This window comes from Psychrobacter sp. R86515 (genome assembly GCF_042466315.1).
Lineage (GTDB): Bacteria > Pseudomonadota > Gammaproteobacteria > Pseudomonadales > Moraxellaceae > Psychrobacter.
The window spans coordinates 358,111-381,001 of sequence record NZ_JAXHCC010000001.1 but is presented as its reverse complement, the minus strand read 5'-3'; the positions used below and the strand labels follow the sequence as shown (position 1 = coordinate 381,001).

19 protein-coding genes and 1 pseudogene are annotated in these 22,891 nt (G+C 43.8%); 9 read left to right on the top strand and 11 right to left on the bottom strand.

Translation table 11 applies throughout. The features are described 5' to 3' along the window. Positions 1 to 22: 22 nt before the first annotated feature. Positions 23 to 586: an NUDIX hydrolase gene (locus tag SJY28_RS01605; protein ID WP_379543204.1), complete on the bottom strand. Its 564-nt coding sequence runs from the start codon at positions 584 to 586 to the stop codon at positions 23 to 25. Between the two features lie 557 nt (positions 587 to 1,143). Between SJY28_RS01605 and SJY28_RS01600 the strand changes: the two genes are divergently transcribed. Further along, positions 1,144 to 1,878 carry an NUDIX hydrolase gene (locus SJY28_RS01600; RefSeq protein WP_379543203.1) on the top strand — a complete coding sequence of 245 codons (735 nt, stop codon included), beginning with the start codon at positions 1,144 to 1,146 and terminating at the stop codon, positions 1,876 to 1,878. A 10-nt stretch (positions 1,879 to 1,888) separates the two neighbouring features. On the opposite strand, the gene SJY28_RS01595 is transcribed toward SJY28_RS01600, so the two are convergent. From SJY28_RS01595 to nhaA, 3 genes are all read right to left on the bottom strand, one after another. Continuing rightward, positions 1,889 to 3,277 (bottom strand): oxygenase MpaB family protein, encoded by a 1,389-nt coding sequence (locus SJY28_RS01595; RefSeq protein ID WP_379543202.1) that lies wholly within the window; start codon positions 3,275 to 3,277, stop codon positions 1,889 to 1,891. Positions 3,278 to 3,354: 77 nt separating this feature from the next. Beyond that, positions 3,355 to 3,957 carry a DUF2799 domain-containing protein gene (locus tag SJY28_RS01590; RefSeq protein ID WP_379543201.1) on the bottom strand — a complete coding sequence of 201 codons (603 nt, stop codon included), beginning with the start codon at positions 3,955 to 3,957 and terminating at the stop codon, positions 3,355 to 3,357. A 227-nt stretch (positions 3,958 to 4,184) separates the two neighbouring features. Beyond that, positions 4,185 to 5,387, bottom strand: a complete 1,203-nt coding sequence (gene nhaA, locus SJY28_RS01585) for a Na+/H+ antiporter NhaA (protein WP_102091810.1) — start codon at positions 5,385 to 5,387, stop codon at positions 4,185 to 4,187. Between the two features lie 464 nt (positions 5,388 to 5,851). Here nhaA and SJY28_RS01580 point away from each other — a divergent pair, with 464 nt between their 5' ends. Further along, entirely contained in the window at positions 5,852 to 6,607 is a 756-nt protein-coding gene (locus tag SJY28_RS01580; protein WP_057761611.1) for a TSUP family transporter, read from the top strand. Between the two features lie 118 nt (positions 6,608 to 6,725). Here the strand turns inward: SJY28_RS01580 and SJY28_RS01575 are convergent, their stop codons facing one another. The 3 genes from SJY28_RS01575 to radC form a co-directional block, all read right to left on the bottom strand. After that, positions 6,726 to 8,102 carry a dicarboxylate/amino acid:cation symporter gene (locus tag SJY28_RS01575; protein ID WP_101206037.1) on the bottom strand — a complete coding sequence of 459 codons (1,377 nt, stop codon included), beginning with the start codon at positions 8,100 to 8,102 and terminating at the stop codon, positions 6,726 to 6,728. 524 nt (positions 8,103 to 8,626) lie between these two features. Then, on the bottom strand, positions 8,627 to 11,557 hold the full coding sequence (locus tag SJY28_RS01570; protein ID WP_379543200.1) for an acyl-CoA dehydrogenase: 2,931 nt from the start codon (positions 11,555 to 11,557) through the stop codon (positions 8,627 to 8,629). Positions 11,558 to 11,906: 349 nt separating this feature from the next. Continuing rightward, positions 11,907 to 12,590, bottom strand: a complete 684-nt coding sequence (gene radC, locus SJY28_RS01565; RefSeq protein ID WP_379543199.1) for a DNA repair protein RadC — start codon at positions 12,588 to 12,590, stop codon at positions 11,907 to 11,909. Positions 12,591 to 12,718: 128 nt separating this feature from the next. On the opposite strand from radC, the pseudogene coaBC reads away from it, so the two are divergent. After that, a pseudogene (gene coaBC, locus SJY28_RS01560) lies at positions 12,719 to 14,099 on the top strand (bifunctional phosphopantothenoylcysteine decarboxylase/phosphopantothenate--cysteine ligase CoaBC). A gap of 80 nt (positions 14,100 to 14,179) precedes the next feature. Next, entirely contained in the window at positions 14,180 to 14,962 is a 783-nt protein-coding gene (locus SJY28_RS01555; RefSeq protein WP_238069312.1) for a sulfite exporter TauE/SafE family protein, read from the top strand. Between the two features lie 32 nt (positions 14,963 to 14,994). On the opposite strand, the gene SJY28_RS01550 is transcribed toward SJY28_RS01555, so the two are convergent. The 3 genes from SJY28_RS01550 to SJY28_RS01540 form a co-directional block, all read right to left on the bottom strand. After that, positions 14,995 to 15,909: a histone deacetylase gene (locus SJY28_RS01550; protein WP_379543197.1), complete on the bottom strand. Its 915-nt coding sequence runs from the start codon at positions 15,907 to 15,909 to the stop codon at positions 14,995 to 14,997. A 127-nt stretch (positions 15,910 to 16,036) separates the two neighbouring features. Further along, positions 16,037 to 16,861 carry a hypothetical protein gene (locus tag SJY28_RS01545; RefSeq protein WP_379543196.1) on the bottom strand — a complete coding sequence of 275 codons (825 nt, stop codon included), beginning with the start codon at positions 16,859 to 16,861 and terminating at the stop codon, positions 16,037 to 16,039. Positions 16,862 to 16,891: 30 nt separating this feature from the next. After that, complete coding sequence (locus tag SJY28_RS01540) at positions 16,892 to 18,001, bottom strand: hypothetical protein (protein ID WP_379543195.1); 1,110 nt, start codon at positions 17,999 to 18,001, stop codon at positions 16,892 to 16,894. A 175-nt stretch (positions 18,002 to 18,176) separates the two neighbouring features. Here SJY28_RS01540 and ccmA point away from each other — a divergent pair, with 175 nt between their 5' ends. The 5 genes from ccmA (at position 18,177) to ccmE (ending at position 21,655) form a co-directional block, all read left to right on the top strand. Next, a complete protein-coding gene (gene ccmA / locus SJY28_RS01535; protein ID WP_379543194.1) occupies positions 18,177 to 18,806 on the top strand; it encodes a heme ABC exporter ATP-binding protein CcmA in 630 nt (209 codons plus the stop codon). 84 nt (positions 18,807 to 18,890) lie between these two features. Beyond that, positions 18,891 to 19,598 (top strand): heme exporter protein CcmB, encoded by a 708-nt coding sequence (locus SJY28_RS01530; protein ID WP_379544889.1) that lies wholly within the window; start codon positions 18,891 to 18,893, stop codon positions 19,596 to 19,598. Between the two features lie 286 nt (positions 19,599 to 19,884). Further along, positions 19,885 to 20,673, top strand: a complete 789-nt coding sequence (gene ccmC, locus SJY28_RS01525) for a heme ABC transporter permease CcmC (RefSeq protein ID WP_290175925.1) — start codon at positions 19,885 to 19,887, stop codon at positions 20,671 to 20,673. Positions 20,674 to 20,689: 16 nt separating this feature from the next. Further along, entirely contained in the window at positions 20,690 to 20,911 is a 222-nt protein-coding gene (gene ccmD / locus SJY28_RS01520) for a heme exporter protein CcmD (RefSeq protein ID WP_057761592.1), read from the top strand. Positions 20,912 to 21,154: 243 nt separating this feature from the next. Continuing rightward, complete coding sequence (ccmE, locus tag SJY28_RS01515) at positions 21,155 to 21,655, top strand: cytochrome c maturation protein CcmE (RefSeq protein ID WP_379543192.1); 501 nt, start codon at positions 21,155 to 21,157, stop codon at positions 21,653 to 21,655. 100 nt (positions 21,656 to 21,755) lie between these two features. On the opposite strand, the gene SJY28_RS01510 is transcribed toward ccmE, so the two are convergent. Next, on the bottom strand, positions 21,756 to 22,604 hold the full coding sequence (locus SJY28_RS01510) for an aldo/keto reductase (RefSeq protein ID WP_379543191.1): 849 nt from the start codon (positions 22,602 to 22,604) through the stop codon (positions 21,756 to 21,758). Positions 22,605 to 22,891 lie beyond the last annotated feature (287 nt).

Sequence of the window (22,891 nt, the reverse complement as noted above, 5' to 3'; positions counted from 1 at the left end):
CTTTTTGTGGTTAGGTAATTGATTAATATCGCTTGATACTCAAATCTTTGCCAATTTTGTCTTGATGAATCGGAAATTCTGACAACTCGTTATACTGCTTACGATCAGCAAAGTAGCTTTTTAAAGTACGGCGAATGGCTTCAAACGCCAGTGTATCCCATGGGATATCTTCTTCGCTAAACAGTGCACAGTTGAGACTTTCTGAGCCAATACCATACGCACCATCTTTTAGATCGGCCAGATAGATAGAGTAGATCTGCCCAATATCTGGCAAATCATAAATGCAGTATAGATGCGGATTCAGTACGATGGCATCAGCTTCTTCGTAGCTCTCGCGTGCTGCGCCTTCAGCCATGGTCTCGCCATTTTCCATAAAACCTGCAGGTATCGTCCATAGTCCGTACTGCGGCTCAATAGCACGGCGGCAGAGTAGTACTCTATTTTCATGTACCACCAGCGAGCCACAGATAACTTTTGGGTTTTCGTAGTGGATATAGTGGCAATTGGGGCATACCAAACGCGGCATATTGTCCGTAGGTGGGATTTTTCGTTCTGCTTCATGACCGCATTGGAGGCAATAGCGCATATCAACTACCTTGTTATAAAAGTTATTGTGTATGATGTTTTTTATAGGTTATAAGACCTATATTCTGAAGTGCTGCTATCATCGTTTCGAGATAAGTTAGATACAAGGACGGTGAGACAAGTACTACAAGCAGTAAACTGAGTGAACCTGACGATAAACCTAACTTAAACGTACCTGACTTATATAAGATCGACTATATAAGATATTATTCTAAAGAGCAGCTATCGTCTTAAGATAGCACATATTATCGATGGACAGAATCACGATAACAGTAACGCATCATTTCACAGATAGGCTGACTACTATTAGTTAATAGGGCCGTTATTGAGCATTGATAAGCAATGAATCAGTCACATAAATAGCATGCAGCCACTATTATATTGCGCTAGTCTAGTGAGTGTTCAGTAATTATTGATATCAAAACCGCTAATAAATCGAGCGGTCGAAAACAATAGATAGATTATTGATTGTATTTATTAGTCGCGATTTTAATAATAGAAAACAAGAAAGATGCTGTTGATACCGCTTAGCAACGATAAAAATATAGGGCAATTATAATGTTACTCCCACCGGAGGCTGTAAGCTTCGATAACCTGTCAGTTGCTGTACCTACTTTTATTCGTCATCCGACGCTTCGTCAATTAGCCGAGCGAGTGCAACACGAGACATTAAATGCGCTGACAAGTCCAGCGATGTACGAGGCAAATAACGCCTCTTATAGCTCTCGCATTTTAGATAGTCTATATCAGACACCGATTGCCGATGCATCAATACTGGTCGCTATTACTCATGAGCGCAGGCCTAAATTATTATTAACACGCCGCGCCGCCCACATGAACAGTCATGCGGGTGAAGTGTCTTGTGTGGGTGGTAAGCATGATCGAGGCGATGGCAATAATGTCGTCACCGCATTGCGTGAAGCCTGTGAAGAAACAGCACTACCGCCCAATAAAGTCCAATTACTTGGTCAGCTACCGATCCAAACGTCCAAAAGTGGTATGAGCGTACGTCCAATCGTCGCGCTTATCGCTCCTGGTCTGGTACTCGTACCTGAAGCGGGAGAAATATCACGTATCTTTTGGGCAGATTTAGAGTCGTTAGTCACTCAACCAACGGTAGAGTATGAAATTGAGTATAAAATGCAAGAGCAAATGGCTACCATACTGACGCCGAGCTGGCAGGTCGATGGCGAGACAGTATGGGGACTAACAGGACGGGTAATTGCCAACCTATTAGAAACAGGGTTTGATCGACAGCTCGAATGGTATTACCGCGTAGAAAACAAACGCTGATAGATGTCATCTACTTATAATAATCATCGTTCTTTTTCAGCCACCAGTTCATATTGTCTTGGCGCTTGGCACGGAATGCTTCTAGCTTGTGGGCTACGGAAGCATTATGCTGCCGTGCAGTATCGAGCGCAAAAAGAATCGGTACTGAAGACAATACGCCAAAGCGTATCTTTGATTTTGGTAAGTCTAGCCCATCACCAATATCATCACCGACCAAAGTGCGAGTGACACTTGCGTTGACCATTTCCACAAAACGTCCACGGCGATTGTCTTCACCCATGAGCTGACGCGGTAAATCATGCAATGCTTTTGCCAATGGCTGACCCATCTTAAAGTCTAGCTGCTGTATCGATAGATAGGTATAGAGCCATTCCCAACATGCGGCCTCATCTTTTGGCAGACGATCTAAATCAACACCCATCCAATAACTGGCAAGGTTCCATAGATGTAAGATACCTTCAGCTTCTTCTGTACTAATACGTGCGCCTAGTAATCTTAGACCGCGCATAATCAGTAACGAGAACTGTAAGTGGGTGGCAATCATATCGGTTTGATTGATAGGGATGCCCCAATAGTCAGTATTCCAACTACCATCAGGGTTATGATGTTGCTCGGCGTTTGGTACCACGCCTGTAGCAGCATTGCCTTTCCCTTTGAGTAAGTTTTGCCGTACCAAGGTATGTATCTGACGTACTTGGATCGATTGTCGCCAGCCCTCAGAGCCAATAGCTAGTACTTGCTCGATGGGTTTATTTTGATTAACTGCACTCATATTAGATGAGGGATGTTCAGACACAGCCAAGATATAGGCATAAGTACGCATCAATCGCGGTAGCGCATCGTGCATCAGTGCGCCCGTCTGAATGAGTGGTAGCGAGAGGGCAGGGATGCTATAGCCGGCCATCAGAGCAACATTACGCAGTAGCCAAATGAGCATGAGTGGATAGCGCCGATAGGCAACCGCACCTATCTGAGCAAGCTTTGGGTCGAACCAGTCAGGGTGGCTGCTAAACTGCTCAGTGAGTGCGCTAAATGATGAATTGGTTGCAAGGTCATTGTTTACAAGGTCTTTGTTCGCAGAATTATTGTTTGAATTATCGCCAAGAATAGTATGCTGTAAAGGCTTCGCAAGCTTTATGCTCTGTGCAGCTAACGCGTCTGCGAGTGGATCGCCAATATCATAACCTGCCACTATCTCATCAAGTAGAGCAGACGATATCGTAAAGTCTTTTGGTAATAGATAACGTTTAATTCGTTTTAAAACCTGCAAATCGCTATGGTCATTGATAGCAGTGGTACGTCCATGACGCTGATAAGCGTTCGATGATTGAGCATTCGATGACTGAAAGTCAAGTTTGTCAGTTGGAGTACTTGCCGTATTGATGATTTTCTTATCCATAATTATCAAGTACCATTTTTGGAGTGAGGACACGCCTTAGAACGTAAAACTTGCATTGCGATAGCTTCGCATCCCAGTCATTCGTAAAAACTACTGGATTGGTTCAATGAATCTAATTGCTGCTGTGTTGTTCGGATACGGCTTTTGGTATCACGAATCTCATCAGATAGAGATAGCAGCCTTGCACGGGCTTCTTTTTCATTAGCGAAGTCTAGCATTTCACCATTTTCTAGCTTATTGAACTCTGATTGATAAGTATCTAAGAGGCGATTGTCTTTGTCTAACTGACTGTCTAAGGCGTAATAATCTAGCCCTTTTTGATTAGCCGCTTGCAATGTATTGGCCATAGTGATCGGGCAAACATTGTTCAACTGACGACCACGTCTACCCATGTTATAGGCATTATTGATGGTGCAGTACTGTTGCAGACCAAGTTTACGACCGTGTTCCCATGCCTGATAGTCAGGCGAGACGCTAGCTTTGGCACAGGCTTTTGTATGAGATGCTAAGCGGTCTGAATGGTAACCTGCTACGCCATCGTTATAACCGATAGCTTGCCAATCACCGACGAGACATTCTTGCTTGGAGAGTGTTGCACAGCCTGCTAGCAGATAGATACTACCAAAAACAGATAATCCTAATGCCAGTTGATGTACAACGCGGTGTATAGGTCGGTACATGGTTAGCTCCGATAGCTGTGATAACGATAATAACTATGATAACTATGATAACTATGAACACAAATAAATGATTTAGCGATCAATCACATTATGTAGTCTTGTCATTGATTGCTAGGTCACTTGTAGGTATCTCGATAACGTACATACAAATAAAATAGAGCAGCTTATAAGTGGCATCAATATTAAGCAGTACCACTATAAGCTACTCTATATCTCAAAGGTATTCATTAATGCGGGCGAGTCAAGTCGACCGATGTACCGCTCGCATTGTCTTTCAAGCTCATTTTTAGCATGATGTAACCAGCAATACCAGAGACGATTGAACCCATGATAATACCCAAGCGCTCATCAAACATAGTAGTGTCGCCAGCGAACGCCAAACCACCGATGAACAAGCTCATGGTAAAACCAACACCGCACAATAGAGCTGCGCCGTAAATTTGCTTATAGTCCATACCTTTTGGCATGGTTGAGATACCAAGCTTAAAGATTAACCAGCACATGAACATGACGCCTAACTGCTTACCAATAAACAAACCAGCGGCAATACCTAGCGGTACTGAGTGGAATAACTCAGCAAAACCTGCGCCTTCGAGCGAGATACCCGAGTTGGCAAAAGCAAAGATTGGCAAAATACCAAAAGCGACGGTATTGTGTAGATCATGCTCTAGCTCTTCAAGCGGAGAGTGCTCAGGATCAGTACGGTCGAACATTGGGATAAATAGTGCTAGTACCACACCTGCCAATGTTGCATGGATACCGGACTTGAGTACGGCAATCCACATGATCAGACCGATGAGTAGATATGGTGTGATATTGGTGACGTTACGGCGATTAAGAACATATAAGAACGGCAAACATAGACCAGCTACTGCCAATGATTCTAGCGACAACTCACTGGTATAAAATAAAGCGATAATCAGAATCGCACCAATGTCATCAAAGATAGCAATAGATACCAAAAATACCTTTAAAGAGTTGGGTACACGATTACCTAAGAGACTCAAAATACCGAGTGCAAAGGCAATATCTGTAGCCGCAGGAATGGCCCAACCTTTCCAAAACTCAGGCTCATTGTAGTTAAAGAGCAGATAGACAATCGCTGGCATAATCATGCCGCCAAGTGCAGCACCTGCTGGCAGTATTATCTGCTTGACGTTGGACAGCTCGCCAATCAGTACTTCACGCTTAAGCTCCAGTCCAACCAAGAAAAAGAAAACCGCCATCAGACCATCGTTGATCCAGTGATGAGCGTCTTTGGCAATCGCAAACTCACCAATCTGAATGGCGACTGGTGCATGAATAAAACCTTCATACCAAACATTAAGAGGGGAGTTGGCAATGATCATTGCAGCAATGGCAGCCAATGCTAAGACGATACCGCCTGCTGCCTCAAATTCAAAAAATGCCTTAATCCTTCGTATTGCCATATCATCCTCATTCGCTAAATACAATTTACTAAATAACCTCAAATATCCATCAATGTCTGCGCTACCTATAATTTTGAGGTAGCAAATAGACAGAAACAGTTTCTCATACTCTTATCAATATAGACAACAAAATACGTTGAGCCAGTGCCAACGGTCTACTTTTTTATATTCACAATAGCAATATTATAAAGAGGATTTGACGAGCACAATAGTTGTAAGTCGTTACATCTTTTTAATAAGTCGCTATTCGGCTGAGCATATTCGGAATGTTATTAGACAAATTTAGCAGACTTTGTTACGTTTTTGGCTTTTTTTACGGTTTTATCTTTATAATGAGCAGCGCTGTGCAACGTGTCATTATTTCTTTTGCTAGCACTGGTAAGCTGTCAGCTTATCGATAACGATATTTTAGCCTTATCTCAGAACTCCTTTTCTCTTCTTATCATATTTTGCAGGTCAGTGTCATGGACTTAACTTTCTCGTTAGAGATTATTTTAATGCTTACTGCGGTGGCCGCATTGGCAGGATTTATTGATGCTATCGCTGGCGGTGGTGGATTATTGACCATCCCAGCCATGCTACTGGCCAATATCCCACCAGTATTGACGCTCGGTACCAACAAACTGCAAGCGGCATCAGGCGCACTAGCGGCATCTATTACTATGATTAGAAAAGGGGTCGTCAAACCGCAACGTATCAAAGTCGCTATCATCGCCGCTTTTATTGGTTCCGTTATTGGCACCATTGCTGTACAGATGTCACCACCTGACTTGCTTGAAAAGGTCATTCCATTTTTAATCGCGGCTATCGGTATCTATACGTTATTTGCCCCTAGGTTGGGTGAAGTAGAGGCTGCGCCGCGTATCTCAGAGGGCAAATGGCAAAAAGTCGTGGCACCGTTGATTGGTTTTTATGATGGTTATATCGGTCCAGGTACTGGGATGTTTTTTGCGCTTGGCAATGTAGCATTACGTGGTCGTCAAATTATCGAAGCAACAGGCGCAGCTAAAGTATTGAATTTATCGACCAATATTGGCTCGTTAATTTTCTTTATTTTGGGTGGCAACGTACTGTGGAAAGTGGGGCTAGCGATGATGGTTGGACAAACCATCGGCGCTTATTTTGGCTCGCATATGGTGGTTAAAGGCGGTAGCAAATTGATTCGTCCAGTGATTGTACTGGTTTGTTTAGCAATGTTGACCAAGTACGTGTTTGGCTAATTAGTTGTTGATAGAACCTTATCAACCATGATTATTTACTGATTATTGATCATAAAAAAACCTCAGCCAATTCGACTGAGGTTTTTTATTTTATACATTTCTATCTAGCAAGCGTGGGTTAGCGGCGACGATCAACATCATCGTATTCACTACCCATGATGCCATCACTAAAGACTTCAGAGAACTCACGCTCATTGTCTTCATCGATATGACCATCAAATACGTCTTTTGCACCAGCGTTAGGATCATTGTAAATAGCCAGATCCATTTTGCCTTCTGATTTTGCCACGATAGTAGTAACAGCAGCATCACCACCGACGTTTACAGCAGTACGTAGCATATCAAGGATACGATCCACACCCAAGATTAGACCGATACCTTCGATTGGTAGACCCACTTGAGCAAATACCATAGATAGCATGATTAGACCAACACCAGGTACACCAGCCGTACCAACAGACGCCAGTACTGACATCAAGATGACGGTTAAGTATTCAGTCACGCCCAAATCAATGCCGTAAATGTTGGCAATAAAGATGGTCGCAGTACCCTGCATGATAGCCGTACCATCCATATTGATGGTAGCACCAAAAGGAACAGTGAACGACGCAACTGAGTTGTTTACACCCATACGCTTGGTAACCGTACGCAAGGTAATAGGAATCGTCGCATTCGAGCTTGAGGTACTAAAAGCGAAGATCTGTACTTCACGCATTTTTGCCAAGAACGTCTTGATAGATAGGCCTGAAGAGACCTTAAGTACAATCATCATGGTGATAAAGAAGTGGAAGGCCAATGAACCGACCAATACCGCAACATAACCTAGTAGTGACCAAATCAAGTCTAAACCTAGCTCTGCCATTGCTTTGGTTAATAGAGCAAATACACCATATGGTGCAAGGTTCATGATGATCGTGACCATCTTTAAGATAACTTCGTTGATCAGTTCTAGGCTCTGCACTAAGCCTTTGGCAGGTTTACCTACCATCAAGATACTGACACCGATCAAAATAGCAAAGAAGATGATCGATAACATATCGCCATTTGCCATCGCACTGATTGGGTTCGATGGGATAATGTTAGAGAATACATCAAGTAGAGGCGGCGCTGACGCTGCTTCAAACTCGGCTTCCGTTCCGATATTCATGCCTTTACCAATACCGAATAGCGAGCCAAGACCAATTGCAGTCGCAATAGCGAGTGCAGTGGTTATCATATAAATAATGAACGTTTTGGTACCAATACGTCCAAGTAGGCGAATATCACCAATACCGCATACACCGCAAATCAGTGAGATAAGCACCAAAGGTACGACCAACATTTTTAGCGAGTTGACAAATAGTTTACCAACAATGGCAAGGAAGCCATTGGTGATATAAGTATTAACAAAGCCACCTTCGCCGTTCAATCCTGAGTAGTTTAGAAATAGGCCCAGTCCAATACCGAGCACCATGGCAACAATGATCTTGCCCGTCAGTCCCAAATTCTTCCACATAATTCATATCCTTTGTGTGCATAACAGCTTTATAGTAAGTGTTCATTAGCCAACATGATTGTACTTATCAGCCTTACTACAAAGCTTGTTATGACTATTAAGTTCCCGTGATTGTCGCTCGATGTCACATTTTCGTGGACAATATAAAAGAATAGCTAAGGGCACTGCAAGATTTTTTTCTGATTTTATTCTAAATGTACATTCCTCGTTACAACTATGTGCCCATAATATAGTCAATATTTATTCTAAACGGTTTGTTTCCCATATGAAACAAAATATTCATGAAAGAGTTTTTAGGGTAAGCAAATATGTCAAACTATTGATATTGAACCATTGATTTTAAACTATCGAGATGTAAAGAAAGAAGTAAGACTCATATGGTTAATTAAGCTTAAAATTTCTAATAGGCCAAAAAAAGCCAGACTATCGTTTATAGATAGTCTGGCTAATAAAAAGTGAAAGTTTTACTATAAAATCTAATAATACTCAGTTTCTAATAGCAATATTAAAAACAGAATAGACCATTAAACCTTATCGTCTTCTTCGCGTGATAAAGGTGATTGGCGTTCTAAAGGCTTGTTATCATTATCACTTACTTCAGTATTGATCTCATCAGGTGGTGCAATATGACGATTATGATTATTGCCCATACGCTCGTTAAGATGTGATTCAGCATCACGATGGCGATGATCGAGTGCCTCTCTCTCAGGCTCTGACTCTTCAAAATCTGTCTGCGAATTTACTTCTTTGACAGTATCTTGCTCACTAACCAACTCTACATCGCCATCACTTTCATAACCATGATTAGGATTAGCATCGCCAGTATGGTCGTCTGTATTTGCAGTACTGTCTAGATGGCTAATAGCTGGTCCGTTAGTGGCTAGCTCATCGACGGCAGCTGCATCGGTATCCACAGCGATACCGTTTTTACTCTGCGCTTGTCTTTTTAGCTGTGCATAATCAGTCAGTTGATGAACCGCATTTTCAAGCGCATGCGGATTGTCACGTTCTAGCGCTTCCGATAGATGCTCGTCAAACGTATCGGTCAATAATGAATCAAAACGCATGGCATTATATTGAATCAGCACTTCGGCTTCTTCTTCAGTAATGCCGCCATTTTGACTGGCGTGTACCACATGGTCTTCAAAGGTTAGACCTTCAAAGCTGTCTTGATGCTCTGCCTTTTTGAACTTCTGCCACAATGGTTCGATTTCGACTAAGGTCTGATAAGCATGCTCCATACGACCAGTTACATCGTCTGCATCGGTATTGTAATAAACCATGGTTTTCAGATAATCGCGGAATGGGTTGGCTGCAAAATCATCCATGAAAGTATCACCTAACTGGCGTTTTAGCTCATCGCTTGCTGGAGTGAAGATACGTCCACTTGGGAAAGTCACAAAGCTAACCACATTGGCTGCCATACGATTCGGGAAGTTGGCAAAGAATGATACAAAGGCTTCTTGAATCGTATACAAGCTGTTTTGTAGCGCAACTTCGGCATGCAACCGTTCAGACTCTGATTTACTACCATGCTCATAGAACTGCAAAATAGCAGTCGCAATAAATAGATGACTATGAATATCTGCTAAACGACCAGATAGCATTTCTTTACGCTTTAAGTCCCCTGCTAGTAGTCCTAATGCCATATCAGCAGTTAGGGCAAAGCTCGCACTTAAACGATTAATGTGTTTGTAATAGGGACGAGTAAAGCTATCGGCGAAACTCGGGGCCTTATCGCTACCACCAATATATCCAGCGACAAATGCTTTTGCTCCGCGGTTAAAGGTATAGCCTAAATGTTTGAAGAAAAGGGTATCGAATTTTTCAGTGGCAGCAGCTTTATCTTCGCTTTGTAGTAACTGAAGCTCATCGAATAAATAAGGATGGCAACGCATCGCACCTTGACCAAAGATCATGAGCGAGCGGGTCAAAATGTTAGCGCCTTCTACCGTGATAGAGACAGGAATCGCTTGATAAGGTGTCGCTAAGAAATTGCGCGGACCCATCTGTACAGCACGACCACCGACCACATCCATACCGTCGTTGACGACGCTACGCATGGTTTCAGTCGCATAGTATTTGGCCATGGCAGTCATGACTGATGGCGTGCCACCTTGGTTTAATCCGCAAGTGACCAAATGACGGAATGCTTCTAACATATAAGTGTTACTCGCCATACGGCTAGTGGCATCCTGTACACCTTCAAACTTACCTACGGAGATTTTGAACTGTTCGCGGACTTTTGCAAATGCGCCGACAGACAGATAGGTCATTTCACTGGCTGATGTCGATAGAGCTGGTAGAGAGATACCGCGACCAACGCCCAAGCATTCCATCAGCATACGCCAGCCGCGACCAGCGTTCTCGACGCCACCGATGATATAATCTAATGGAATAAAAACATCTTTGCCATCGACCGTACCATTCATAAATGGTGAGCCGATTGGATTATGACGTGGTCCTGTTATGACACCTTCGTGATTAGCTGGAACGAGGGCACAGGTAATGCCGTAATCGGTCTTTTGAGAATTACCAAGCAGACCTTCAGGATCGTGCATTTTGAACGCTAAACCAACCACAGTGGCGACAGGTGCTAGGGTAATCCAACGCTTGGAGAAGTTCATGCGCAGGCCAAGCACTTGCTCGCCTTCGTGCATACCGTAACAGACCACACCTGTATCAGGAATGGCACCTGCATCAGAGCCCGCTTCAGGGCCAGTCAAACCAAAGCAAGGTACTTCGTCACCTTTGGCAAGACCTGGCAACCAGCGCTGCTTTTGCTCGTCTGTACCATAATGCATCAATAGCTCACCAGGGCCGAGCGAGTTGGGAACCATACAGGTAACAGCGGCAGTCGGCGAGCGCGAAGCAATCTTGCTCATTACACGACTTTGCGCATAAGAGCTAAATTCTAAGCCACCAAATTCTTTTGGAATGATTAAACCTAAGAACCCATTACTTTTGATAAATTGCCATGCTTCAGGTGATAAATCCTTATCTTTATGCTGAATTTGCCATTCATCAAGCATGGCACATAAGGTTTCTACTTCATTATCGATGAAACTTTGCTCTTCTTCTGAGAGCTGCGGATAAGGATAATTGGCAAAGGTATCCCAGTTTGGCGCACCCATAAACAGCTCTTTTTCCCACCAGCTAGTACCCGCATCAAGCGCTTCACGTTCTGTATCACTCATACTTGGCATCGCACCGCCTAGCGCTTTATATACAGGCTTAGTGATTAACGATTGGCGAAGCGGTGCAACGAGTAAGACCAAGCACAGTAGTGCCATTGGTATACCCAAAATTAGCGACCATGGGCTGATAATTGCGGTGACGATAACCGTAATTAGGGCGACGATGCTACCGGTGACCCGTGATAAGGACAACAAAAAGATGGCCAAGACCACGGCTAACTGAATGATGACTGCCAAAATAAACAAGCCAATTGCCATGACTATCTCCTTTAAAGCGCTGAATAAAAAATGCGAAAAGTACGTAAATGAAAGAGCTAACTATAATTATTTTTCGTCTTGCCACTTACTGTCTTACAAGTAAATCGAATGATTTGTTAATCTCTAAATGCTCGGTTCTACGTCTCTTAAGTACTAGTATTAACGGTCTAGTAAGTAATTGACAAATAAATGACAAGAATGGCTACTAATATGAAACAGTTGTCGATAACTATCAAGAGCCAAAATGCTACGCTCTGTCGATGATATGTATCAAACATAATTGTTTGCAGGTTAGTCATATGACTAGTTAGAACACGTAGCTAACTATTATCGAAAACTAGCCAAAGAGCTAACCAAAAGGGGCAAGGCAGCTTTCTGCATAAGACAAAGTATCGTTACGTCCGACGATGATGTGATCGACAAGCGAGATATCCAACAGGTCACAGGATTTTTTTAGCTCATAGGTCAGTAAGTTATCTGCCGTTGATGGCTTGGCATCGGTATGAGGATGATTATGCGCGATGATAAGTTGGCTAGCAGCGTGGCTTAGCGCATGTCGTAGTACGTGCTTAATGCAGACCGAGCATGATGAGATGCCACCAGTGAATAATATCTCGAAGTTTAAAAGGTTAAGGGCATTATCCAGACAGAGTACCGCAAATACTTCACGGTGCTCACCGCGCAACTGAGTACTGATATAGTCTTTGACCGCTTGTGAACGTCCTAGTGCTTGCCCAGTTTTGAGTTGGCTGTCCAGATAGCGCGTACCCATCTCAAGTGAGGCTAATATTTGGGCGTACTTTGCAGGGCCCATACCATGGCAGGCAAGAACCGTCTTTTGAGGGGCGGCCAATAGCTCGGCTAAGCTACCAAACTGATCAATCAAATGCCGCGCTAACTCAATCGCTGATTGAGACTGAGTACCGGTGCGCAAAAATATGGCCAGTATCTCGGCGTCAGACAAATGAGCTGCACCAAATTTTAAAAGTTTTTCGCGTGGCCTGTCATCCTCATGCCAGTCTTTGATCGCCATTGTCACTCCTTGAAAATGGGTTGATACTTGTTATCTGAGATAGATACGGAAAATCTTACCCAATTTATCTCATAATTGTTACTATAAGCGCAATTTTATCTTTTTACTTTTTTGTTGATGCCATGCTTATGTCCAATATTGTGCTTGCTATTACTGGCGGTATCGCCGCTTATAAATCTGCTATATTTGCCCGCTTGTTAGTCAAGGCAGGCTTTGATGTGCGCGTTATCATGACGACAGGCGCACAAGCATTTATCACACCGCTGACACTACAAGCGTTGACGGGTAATGAGGTGCACGTCTCGTTGCTCGATGAGCAAGCTGAGGCAGGCATGGGGCATATTGAGCTGGCCAAGTGGGCCGACTTAATCGTGATTGCACCAGCTTCGGCCAATACGCTCGCGCGTCTGGCCATGGGTATGGCTGATGATCTATTGACCACAGTGTGTCTTGCCACTACTGCGCCCGTCATTATTGCTCCTGCCATGAATCAGCAGATGTGGGCGCATCCAGCAGTCAATCTAAACGTGCAAACATTGCACGATATGAATTATCAAATTATCCAACCAGCTAGCGGTGAGCAAGCGTGCGGTGATGTGGGAGCTGGGCGATTGCCTGAGCCTGAGCAATTGTTGGATGAGGTGTTACTGTTCATAGCGATGAATACAACGCCGCAATTACTGGCAGGCAAAAGAGTAGTCATTACCGCAGGTCCAACAGTAGAAGCGATTGACCCTGTGCGTTATTTGTCTAATCACTCTTCAGGAAAAATGGGCTTTGCATTGGCGCGCGCCTGTGTGGCTGCTGGTGCAGACGTTGTCTTAATCGCTGGTGGTAAAGTGGCATTGGCCACGCCGCTCAATGTCACACGAATCGATGTACTGTCTGCTGAAGATATGCTGATAGCGGCGCAGCAATGTGTGGATGGCACGCATAGCGAGCTGCAATGGGTCCTTGAAGATGAGCATGACCATTCTCATGACCATCATCATGGCGACTGTGGTTGCGATGATGAAAGCGTGAGCGACCACGACCATCACCACAATCATGACTCGCTACATTCTCATGATGAAAACCAAGTCATAACAGCAGATATATTTATCGCGACCGCAGCCGTGGCAGATTATCGTACGGAAGAAGCCGCACCGCAAAAAATTAAAAAAACGCAAGATGCCATGACGCTTAGTTTGGTGAAAAACCCTGATATTCTAGCGACGATTTCTCTTGCGCATCCTGCGTTGTTTGTCGTTGGTTTTGCCGCAGAGACGCAAGATGTTCGAGCGTTATGCCCGTGGTAAATTGGTCGCAAAAGATTTAGATATGATTGCCTGTAATGATGTCTCACGTGCAGATATCGGTTTTGCTAGTGATGACAATGCGATGCAGGTGTTTTTCTCTGAGCGCTATGAGCGTGACGCGGTAACACTTGAGAAGACCAGTAAAGATAAAATTGCTGAGCAACTGGCTAGCATTATTGGTCAAGCAATCGGTCAACGTAAAGATAGTTAGAGCTACAGGCGCTAAATCTGATAGCTAGCATGTAGATAGTGTGTAGATACAGACGCTGAGCCTCAAATGGTGTGACCGATATGATGAATATAGCTGGTAACGATAGCACTCAGATGTTAGTGCTGACGGTCATTTTTGCGCTTGCCTCATTGCTGCATGGTATTAGCGGACTTGGGGCAACGCTAGTGACGACCACTGCGCTTGCTAGTATGTACCCATTGCAACACGCCATTGTGTTAGTGATTTTCCCCTCGCTAGTCGTTAATGTGATGACCTGGCTAGTAGGCGGTGAACGCACCATTTGGCAAAACTTTATCTACTACGGCAGACGCTATTGGTTGCTTGCGCTTACCAGCCTGCTAGGTAGTATTTTAGGTGCGAAACTCTTGCTATGGGTCGATAGCGCTTATATTCTCTTATTGTTGGCCGCGGTCATTGCTTTCTACGTTGTGAGTAGTTTACTCGGCAAACAAATCCGTTTACCAAATACTAAGCCTATATTGATTGCCGTTGGCTTTGGTGCAGGTGTCATCGGCGGCTCGACCAATGCGATGTCGACCATACTGATGATGTATTTATTGTCTGCCAGCGACGATAAAAACACCATCGCCAAAGTCGGTAACATGTGCTATTTCTTAGGAAAGATTGCTCAAATTATCGTGTTGCGTGAGCCTATCATGGCACTGAGCAGTGGTGAGTGGCAGCTGATTACTTTTTTGAGTGTGCTGTCTATAGTGACTCTTTTGGTTGGAATCCGTTTGCGTCGCTATTTACCGCAGGCGCGTTTTCGTCAGCTTATTTTATTAATCTTAATCGTGCTTGGAATACGTGTCGGTTGGCAAGGTATTACCGCTTTGTTATAGCTAAAGATATAAGCCTTTTCAGCGATATCTTATTAGACCAATTCTTCAAAAAATATCTGCTGTGCCAAACGAAAGGTATTACAATGCGCTTCGACCACATCTTCGATATCTTCTGAGTAGCCGCCACCCATCACGATAGCGACAGGGATGTTGGCGGCTTTTGCTTGCTGCAGAACATATTCATCACGCGCCTTGCACCCTGCTTGTGTCAAACCAAGTTTGCCGAGCTTATCGGTAGCGAGCACGTCGACAGCAGACTGATAAAAAATCATATCTGGCGCAACTTCAGCGATTAAGCGTGGCAGTGTATCTTCTAATATCTGTAAATACTCAGCATCGCCAGTATCATTGTCTAGCTCAATATCTAAGTCTGATACCTGCTTACGAAACGGGTAGTTCTTTGCTCCATGCATACTAAAGATAAAAACGCGTGGTTCATTTGCCATGATACTGGCATTGCCATTGCCTTGATGAACGTCCAAATCGATAACTAAAATTTTCTTTGCCTGTCCACGATTTAATAGTAAGTTGCTAGCGATACAGACATCATTAAAAACACAAAACCCTTCTCCATGACCAGCAAAAGAGTGATGAGTACCGCCTGCAACATTCATAGCCACGCCATATTGCTGAGCATATAGCGCGCACTCATACGTTGCATGGGCAATATAACGACCGCGTTCTACCAACTGCGGGGTCATCTCAAATCCGATCGCACGAGCAGCCTTGCGCGGCAGTGTTTGGGTTTTAAGCTGATACCAATACTCTGCGGTATGCGTGGTCAAAATCTCATCTTCGCTTAAGCGAGCAGGGGCAAAGAAGTTATCTTGGTTGATCGTTCCTTCTGCCAGCAAACGCTCAGGAATCATATTGTACTTCTGCATGGGGAAGCGGTGCTTTTCGGGCACGGAGTAGCGAAAAACGTCAGAGTAGGCAATTTTTAGCATAAGAATTCTAGCTTAATATTGATGGTTTTTGGATAGAAAAATAAAGGGACAAGTATTAGCTATCGTCGGTTATGGCTTGACTAAACAACCAGTTTATCGAATGAACTTAAGTATCGAATGAACTGAGCTATTGAACAAACTGAGTCGGTAAAAAGAACGTGCGCGCGTCGGTCTGTTGACGTAGCTCTACAAGTAGCGTTTGCATGTCTTCAGCAGGGTCTTGATTATTAACCAAGTTGCCAAATAGCTCGTTGGCAACCGTGGTCATCGCGACCACGCTTTGTAGTAAATGCTCAATAATCTCATTATCTATACCAACTGCTTCGACATCGATAGCATTTTTGTAGCGTATCTCACCATCGTTGACATCCATCTCTAGATTACCGACTAGCATGTCATAGTTGATTTGGGTGATAAGTAGCATTGCGGCACTTTGATGAGTTTCTGGTATCAAAAATGGCAAGATGCCATAGATGGCTAATAGTTTGTTTTTTTCTTGAACCCGAAACAGATAGCCACAGTTTATTTGCTTATGACGCATTCTCAAGGATAAGTGATGCGATTTTTGGCTGTCGTTGGTTTTGGGTCGATAATGCGTGTAGTGCCATTGTTTGTCATTGAAGTATTGCTTTAAGCAGTCGACGATAGGTGTGTCACTCTGGTTTTGAGGTTCTGCATTTGCGCTATCGGTTTTTAAGTTATCGGTTTTGAGTTGAGATGTATTTGTTTGCGCTTGTGCTTGAGGGTTATTCTGTTCGCTGCCCTGATTCGCCTCTAACTCATGAGAGATATCAGAAATATCAGCTGATATATTTTTTGTATTATTAACCTCGCTGTCAGCAAGTGATGCAGGCCTTTGCTCGCTTGCAGCATCGACGACTGACTGCGGTGCGGCAGCAGTCAGTAACCGTTTGATCTTTTGCCACAAGCTGAGTTTATTGCGTTGACTCATAATAGTATGCTGACAAGTAAGGGTTATAAATTAATCGTGAGTGAATGCCAAACCTTCTTTGATAGCAGGCTGTGCATAGAACGCTGCTAGCATTTCACGAATATGAGCCGTTAACCAAGGCGTCTCAAGAGCATCGTACACGATAGGCAGTAGGGTAGTGCTACATTGCTTCATGGCCGCTTCATCAATGTGCAAGCTCGCCGCGATGGTCGCCATCGTGTCAGACTGATGATTGGCATACCAAGTGTCAATGCTTGCCGTTACCAAACTGTGCAGATACGGTGACAGTCGCAGGCGGTTATAGCTTTGTTGGATACTGGCTTCGATATGGTCGATGCTACTATTACCACGCTCATCGCTTAAGTAGGTTTGCAGCTCGCTGATCGGTTGGTCTTTGATACGATCCCAGCCCATAACCATCAGACGTGCTACCTCTTCGTTTGACAAGTGTTCTTGGGCATTGGCTTCGGCTTTGCGCGTCAAATCTTTGATATTGCGATGCAGGTACGTTTGCAGTTTTTCATCGAGGTTTTTGTTGGTCGCCTTTTCAAAAGAGCTGCGCCCAAGCTTCATTAATTTACCAACGCCACCTGCTTTATCGAGGGTGCTTTCCATGAAATCATTGATAGCGTGATAGAGTGTTTGGGTCAATAAATCTGCAAAGGTTTCGTTACCGACTAGCGTATGAATCAATATATTGCGCTGCTGCTCGTGACTACCGATATAGTTGGCCAAAGTTTCAACTTGGGCATCATCGACCAGCTCAGATAAAGGCACATTATCATTAACTGGGTGATAAATAATAGTGTGTAAAATATTACGGATATCGGTACGCATCACCTCAGTCATCGGCTGATTTAACAGCCAGTCTTTCATCAGCTGTTGTAAATGGTCACAGGTAATATATTTGCTTAAAGGCTGCGCACCAAACCATTGCCAAGCTTCCATCACTAGGGGCTCAGCTTGATTGTGCAACCACTGCTGCATAAAGTTGACTTGAGCATCAATCAAGCTATCTACTGTCAAACGGCTGGCTGATGGCTCTTTTGACAAGCGAGTGTCTGCGTTGTCATTGTTAGTCTCTGCAGCAGTATTAGGTTTTTGGCTATCTTGTGAAGTCGGCATAGGTTTTGAAGTCATATTTTAAAGTCATATTTTAAAGTCATGTTTTTTTGAGGTCGTACTTTTTGAAGTCAGAGTAATCGACAATTTGTTATACTGTGTGTTTGTAGCGAGCATAGGGTATTATGCCACGAACATTGCCTTTGTTTGTGATGAATATTGACTGCTGCTTGATAAATAACCAGAGGTTTTGATGACGGTTTTGGATACGCCTTTACTTGCACTTGATGAGCTGACGGTTCAGCGCGGTGAGATACCGCTGTGCGAAGGAGTTGCGTTACAGCTATCTGCGGGTAGTATTTGCCATCTAATCGGAGCAAATGGGACGGGAAAGACCACGTTACTTATGCAATTGGCTGGATTGTTACCTGTTTTGTCAGGTGAAGTTACTTATCAAGGACAATCGGGTCTGCCCATCCAGCCTTTATATGTCTCGCATCAATTAGGCATCCATCCAAATCTGACAGTAGCCCAGAATCTGACGTTTCTACTGAACTTATATGGCATTACGCCAAGCGCTGCTGATATTGACGATGCACTCACATGGGTTGGGCTGCAAGGGTTTGAAACGATCAGCTCCAGTCATTTGTCCGCTGGGCAAACGCGGCGCATCACGCTGGCGCGATTGTACCTACTAACTCCTGACGTGACACCGCTCTGGTTACTTGATGAGCCTTTCACGGCGCTGGATGTCGATATGGTGGCACGTATGGAAGAGCGGTTACGCGAGTTTGCACAGGTTGGCGGGTCGATACTAATGACCAGCCATCAGGCAGTTGGAGTCGCCAATCAGGTGCTCGATTTGTCAAATCACATGGTATAAGTTCGATTGCTATCAGTACCATCAGCATATGTGAAAGGACAAATAATGACAGACCGTCCAATACAAGTAGGATCAGTAGCCGCTATGAATAAAAGTCCAAATGCTATTGTTGCAGCGCCTCGCAGTATTGGCTTCCTGCAGCTGTGGCGCCGTGAATGGCAAGTCAAGCAGCAAGGAGCGGTACAATGGTTGTATCCGTTAGTACTGTTCTTAGTTATTATTACTTTGTTTCCGCTGGCAGTCGGTAGTGAGCCTGCGCTATTGCAGCGTCTGGGCGTATCAGCAGTGTGGATTGCTGCATTGCTGTCACTGGTAATGGGCGTTGATGGATTGTTCAAGCCTGCGCTTGATAATGGTACGCTTGCGCAATTGGTCGTTGCCAAAGCGTCACTACCGCTATGGGTGCTGATTAGACTGGTAATCCATTGGATTTTTAGCAGTGGTATTGTGGCGGCGCTTAGTTTGCTTGCCGTGCCGTTATTTCAGCTCAGTTGGTTTGAAGCGTGGATATTGATGGCGTCTATCGTGACAGGTAGTCCAATGCTCCTAATGCTATCCGCGATTGCCAGTAGCTTGACGCTATCGTTAAAGAATGGGGCAGTATTAGTTCCCTTGATTGCTTTACCGATGCAGCTGCCAGTATTGATTTTTGCTACGGGTGCGGTTGATTTATTTGCCTCTGGGCTGAATGGTTTGCCAATTTTGGCTTTATTGCTGGCAGGAAGTATTGTTTCTGTCTTGGTCATGCCATGGGTGATTGCTACAACTTTAAAAATGTCATGGCTTAATTAAACGATTTGCTTGTTGCAATCCTAAAGTCCAGATTTCGAAATTTGATTATTTAAGCCCAGTTATCTAAATCTAGTTATCTAAGCATAGCCATCTAAATCCAGTTATCTGTATCACATGTATTAACATCGTGGTGAAAACTGGCAATTTTGCTATAATAGTCAATTGAATACGTAAACAGCTCTTTGTAGATTCTATCCAGTGTTTAACGCCAGCAGGTGAGTTAATAGTGGTGCTTTTATAGACCGCATTCTTTATCGCCAGTAAGCTGTGTAATAGGTTTCTTCCCATGCCCAACCTGAATAACGTCTCATCCCCTAGCTTGTGGCAGCGCATTTGGCAGGGTTTCTTGACCACTGTGGGTACCAAGCAGTTTTTTCGTATCTTTAGCCCTTGGGTTAAGTGGTTAGCGATATTGGCCGGTCTCTGTTTGCTCATTGGTAGCGTATGGGGCCTTGCTTTTGCGCCGCCTGATTATCTTCAGGGCAATAGCTATCGCATTATCTTTATCCATGTTCCAGCGGCCAGTCTTGCCATTTCTATCTATTTTTCCCTTGCAGTTCTAGGGGTGATTTATTTGGTGTGGAAGATTAAGACGGCCAGTTTGGTCGCGCAGGCACTTGCCCCGATGGGGTTTTTGCTGTGTGTCATCAGTTTGCTTACAGGCTCTATCTGGGCGAAACCAACGTGGGGTACTTACTGGGTGTGGGACGCACGCCTTACGTCAATGTTGATATTAGCGTTTCTATACGCGGGCGTGATGGCACTGTTTGCTGCGTTTGAACATACAGCCAATCGCGGTAAAGCGGCTGCTATTTTATCTATCGTGGGCGCAGTGAACCTGCCTATTATCAAGTACTCAGTAGAGTGGTGGAATACCTTGCATCAAGGCGCGACCTTTAGCTTGACCGCCGCACCGAAGATGTCGGCAGATATGTGGATGCCCTTATTACTGATGATTATCGGCAGCTATTTACTGGTTGCGACATTAGCGATTTATCGTACTAACACGCTGATTCTATACCGTGATCAAGGCAAAGCGTGGGTTAAAGAATACATTCGTGGTCAACACAAATAACGGCTAGGAAAATACTATGCAGCCTTACTTTTATAGCGTATCTGAGTTTTTCGCCATGGGTAAGCATGGGGTTTTTGTGTGGTCGTGCTGGGCGATAACGATCGGCGTGATGTTGGCATTCATTATCTATAGCCGCAAACAACGACAGTCACTTATCAAACAGCTGACCATCCAGCAAGCGCGTCAAGCACAGCGAACCACCAAAACCTCAACGCCTGTGACCAAACAAGCTGAATAAAAATCATCTTAATATCAGGGTTTTAGCGTAAGAAACCGTATCCTTACACTGACAAAAATATGACCTTATAGGCAGTGATGAGGCTTATTGATTCGGCCGAAAAATGCTACCATATAGCGATTAGAAGAGTACGATTAGAAAGACATTTTTAGAACGTTTTTCTAATGGTAGTTTCTTCAAACTTTTCTGTTTTATAGATTGATTATGGTTTATAAAACAGTGACTCATTAATGGGGTAGTGGTATGAATGCAGTTCGTCGGAAAAAACTGACGTGGGTTATGTTTACGCTGGCAGGTGCGGCAGTAGCAGTTATGTTGGTTATCTATGCCATCGGGCAGCAAACTGACTACTACTTTGATGCAACCGCTATTGCCCAAGGCGAAGCGCCTCAAGACAAACGTATTCGTGCTGGTGGTATGGTGGTTGCCGGTAGTGTGCAGCGTGCAGCAGACAATCCATTAAATGTTGAGTTTGCGATTACTGATTTTCAGTCAACCGTGCCAGTAACTTACCAAGGTATTTTGCCAGACCTATTCGCTGAAAACTCAGGTGTGGTGGCTACGGGTAAAATGCAAGGTGATACTTTCGTCGCTGGGGAAGTACTGGCTAAGCATGACGAAAACTATATGCCACCAGAAGTTGCCAAATCTATGAAAGAAAATAATCGTACTGGAGCGATACCTACTTCTGAACAGTATAATCCTGCTGAAAAGATTCATGAGACCGAAACGCTACAACAGTAATGATTGTGAGTTTTCATACCATATAAAAAAGCCACCGATAATCGGTGGCTTTTTATTGAGCTCTGTTTAGCTAATCAATTAATCGTACTTATTAACCCTATTAGTCATCCCATACTGGGCTATAGTCAGGATGCTCAATTTTACGACCGTCAGAGCTTGCTAAGTTACCGATTTTTTCTAATTCGTCTGCACTTAACTCAACCTTGATAGCATCTAGATTACCTTGCAGGTGATCAGGGTTAGACGTTTTTGGAATAGCCACACGATGCTTGTCTGATAAGATCCAAGCTAGTGAGATTTGTGCTGGGGTTACGTTGTGCTTATCTGCAATCTCTCTAATCACTTCGTTATCAAATACATCACCACGCGCTAATGGCGAGTAGGCTTCTAGTAAAATATGATGATTATTCAAGAAGGTCTGCAATGTGTTTTGCTTAATAAAGGGATGAAACTCTACTTGGTTCACGACGATAGGCACATCAGCATATTTCTTGGCTTCAATGATATTAGCAATATTGAAGTTTGAAACACCAATATGACGCGTCAAGCCTTGCTTTTGGAGTTCACACAGCGCAGGAATGGTCTCAGATAACGGTACGCGGTCATCAGGCCAGTGCAATAGCAACAGATCAACATAATCTGTACCCAAATCTTCCAAAGACCGTTTTGCTGCTGCGACCAGTTTTTCTGGCTTAAACTTCATATCATCTGGAAAAATCTTGGTAGTCAAAAAGAATTTATCGCGAGCTACACCTGATTGTCTGATACCTTCGCCAACTTCCTTTTCATTACCATAAGCCTGAGCAGTATCGATATGCTCATAACCCATTTCTAACGCTTTTTTGACCACGTCTACGCAATCTTGTCCTGTTGACTGCCAAGTACCTAGCCCTAGGATTGGGATATTTGCTTGTCCAGCGGTACGAATATTATAGTTTTTAGCACTCATATTATTATCCTTGTTATGTGTATCTTATAATTTTCATTAGTTTTAAATGTCATCAATAGTATGGTCTAACGAGTAAATTACTATTGAGCTTGTCCACTATAGGAAAAACCAAGAACAAGTGGAAGAGTGAGTGACGGTTTCCTACAAAGGGCAAACAGGCTGTAACGTGATTTTTGATAGTTATTTGATAGTTATTTGATAGTTATTTAATGCACAGTTAGTCTTTTGATAACGGTATTGGAAGACAGCACTCCCAAAATTAAAGACAAAAAAACGCCCATTACTCT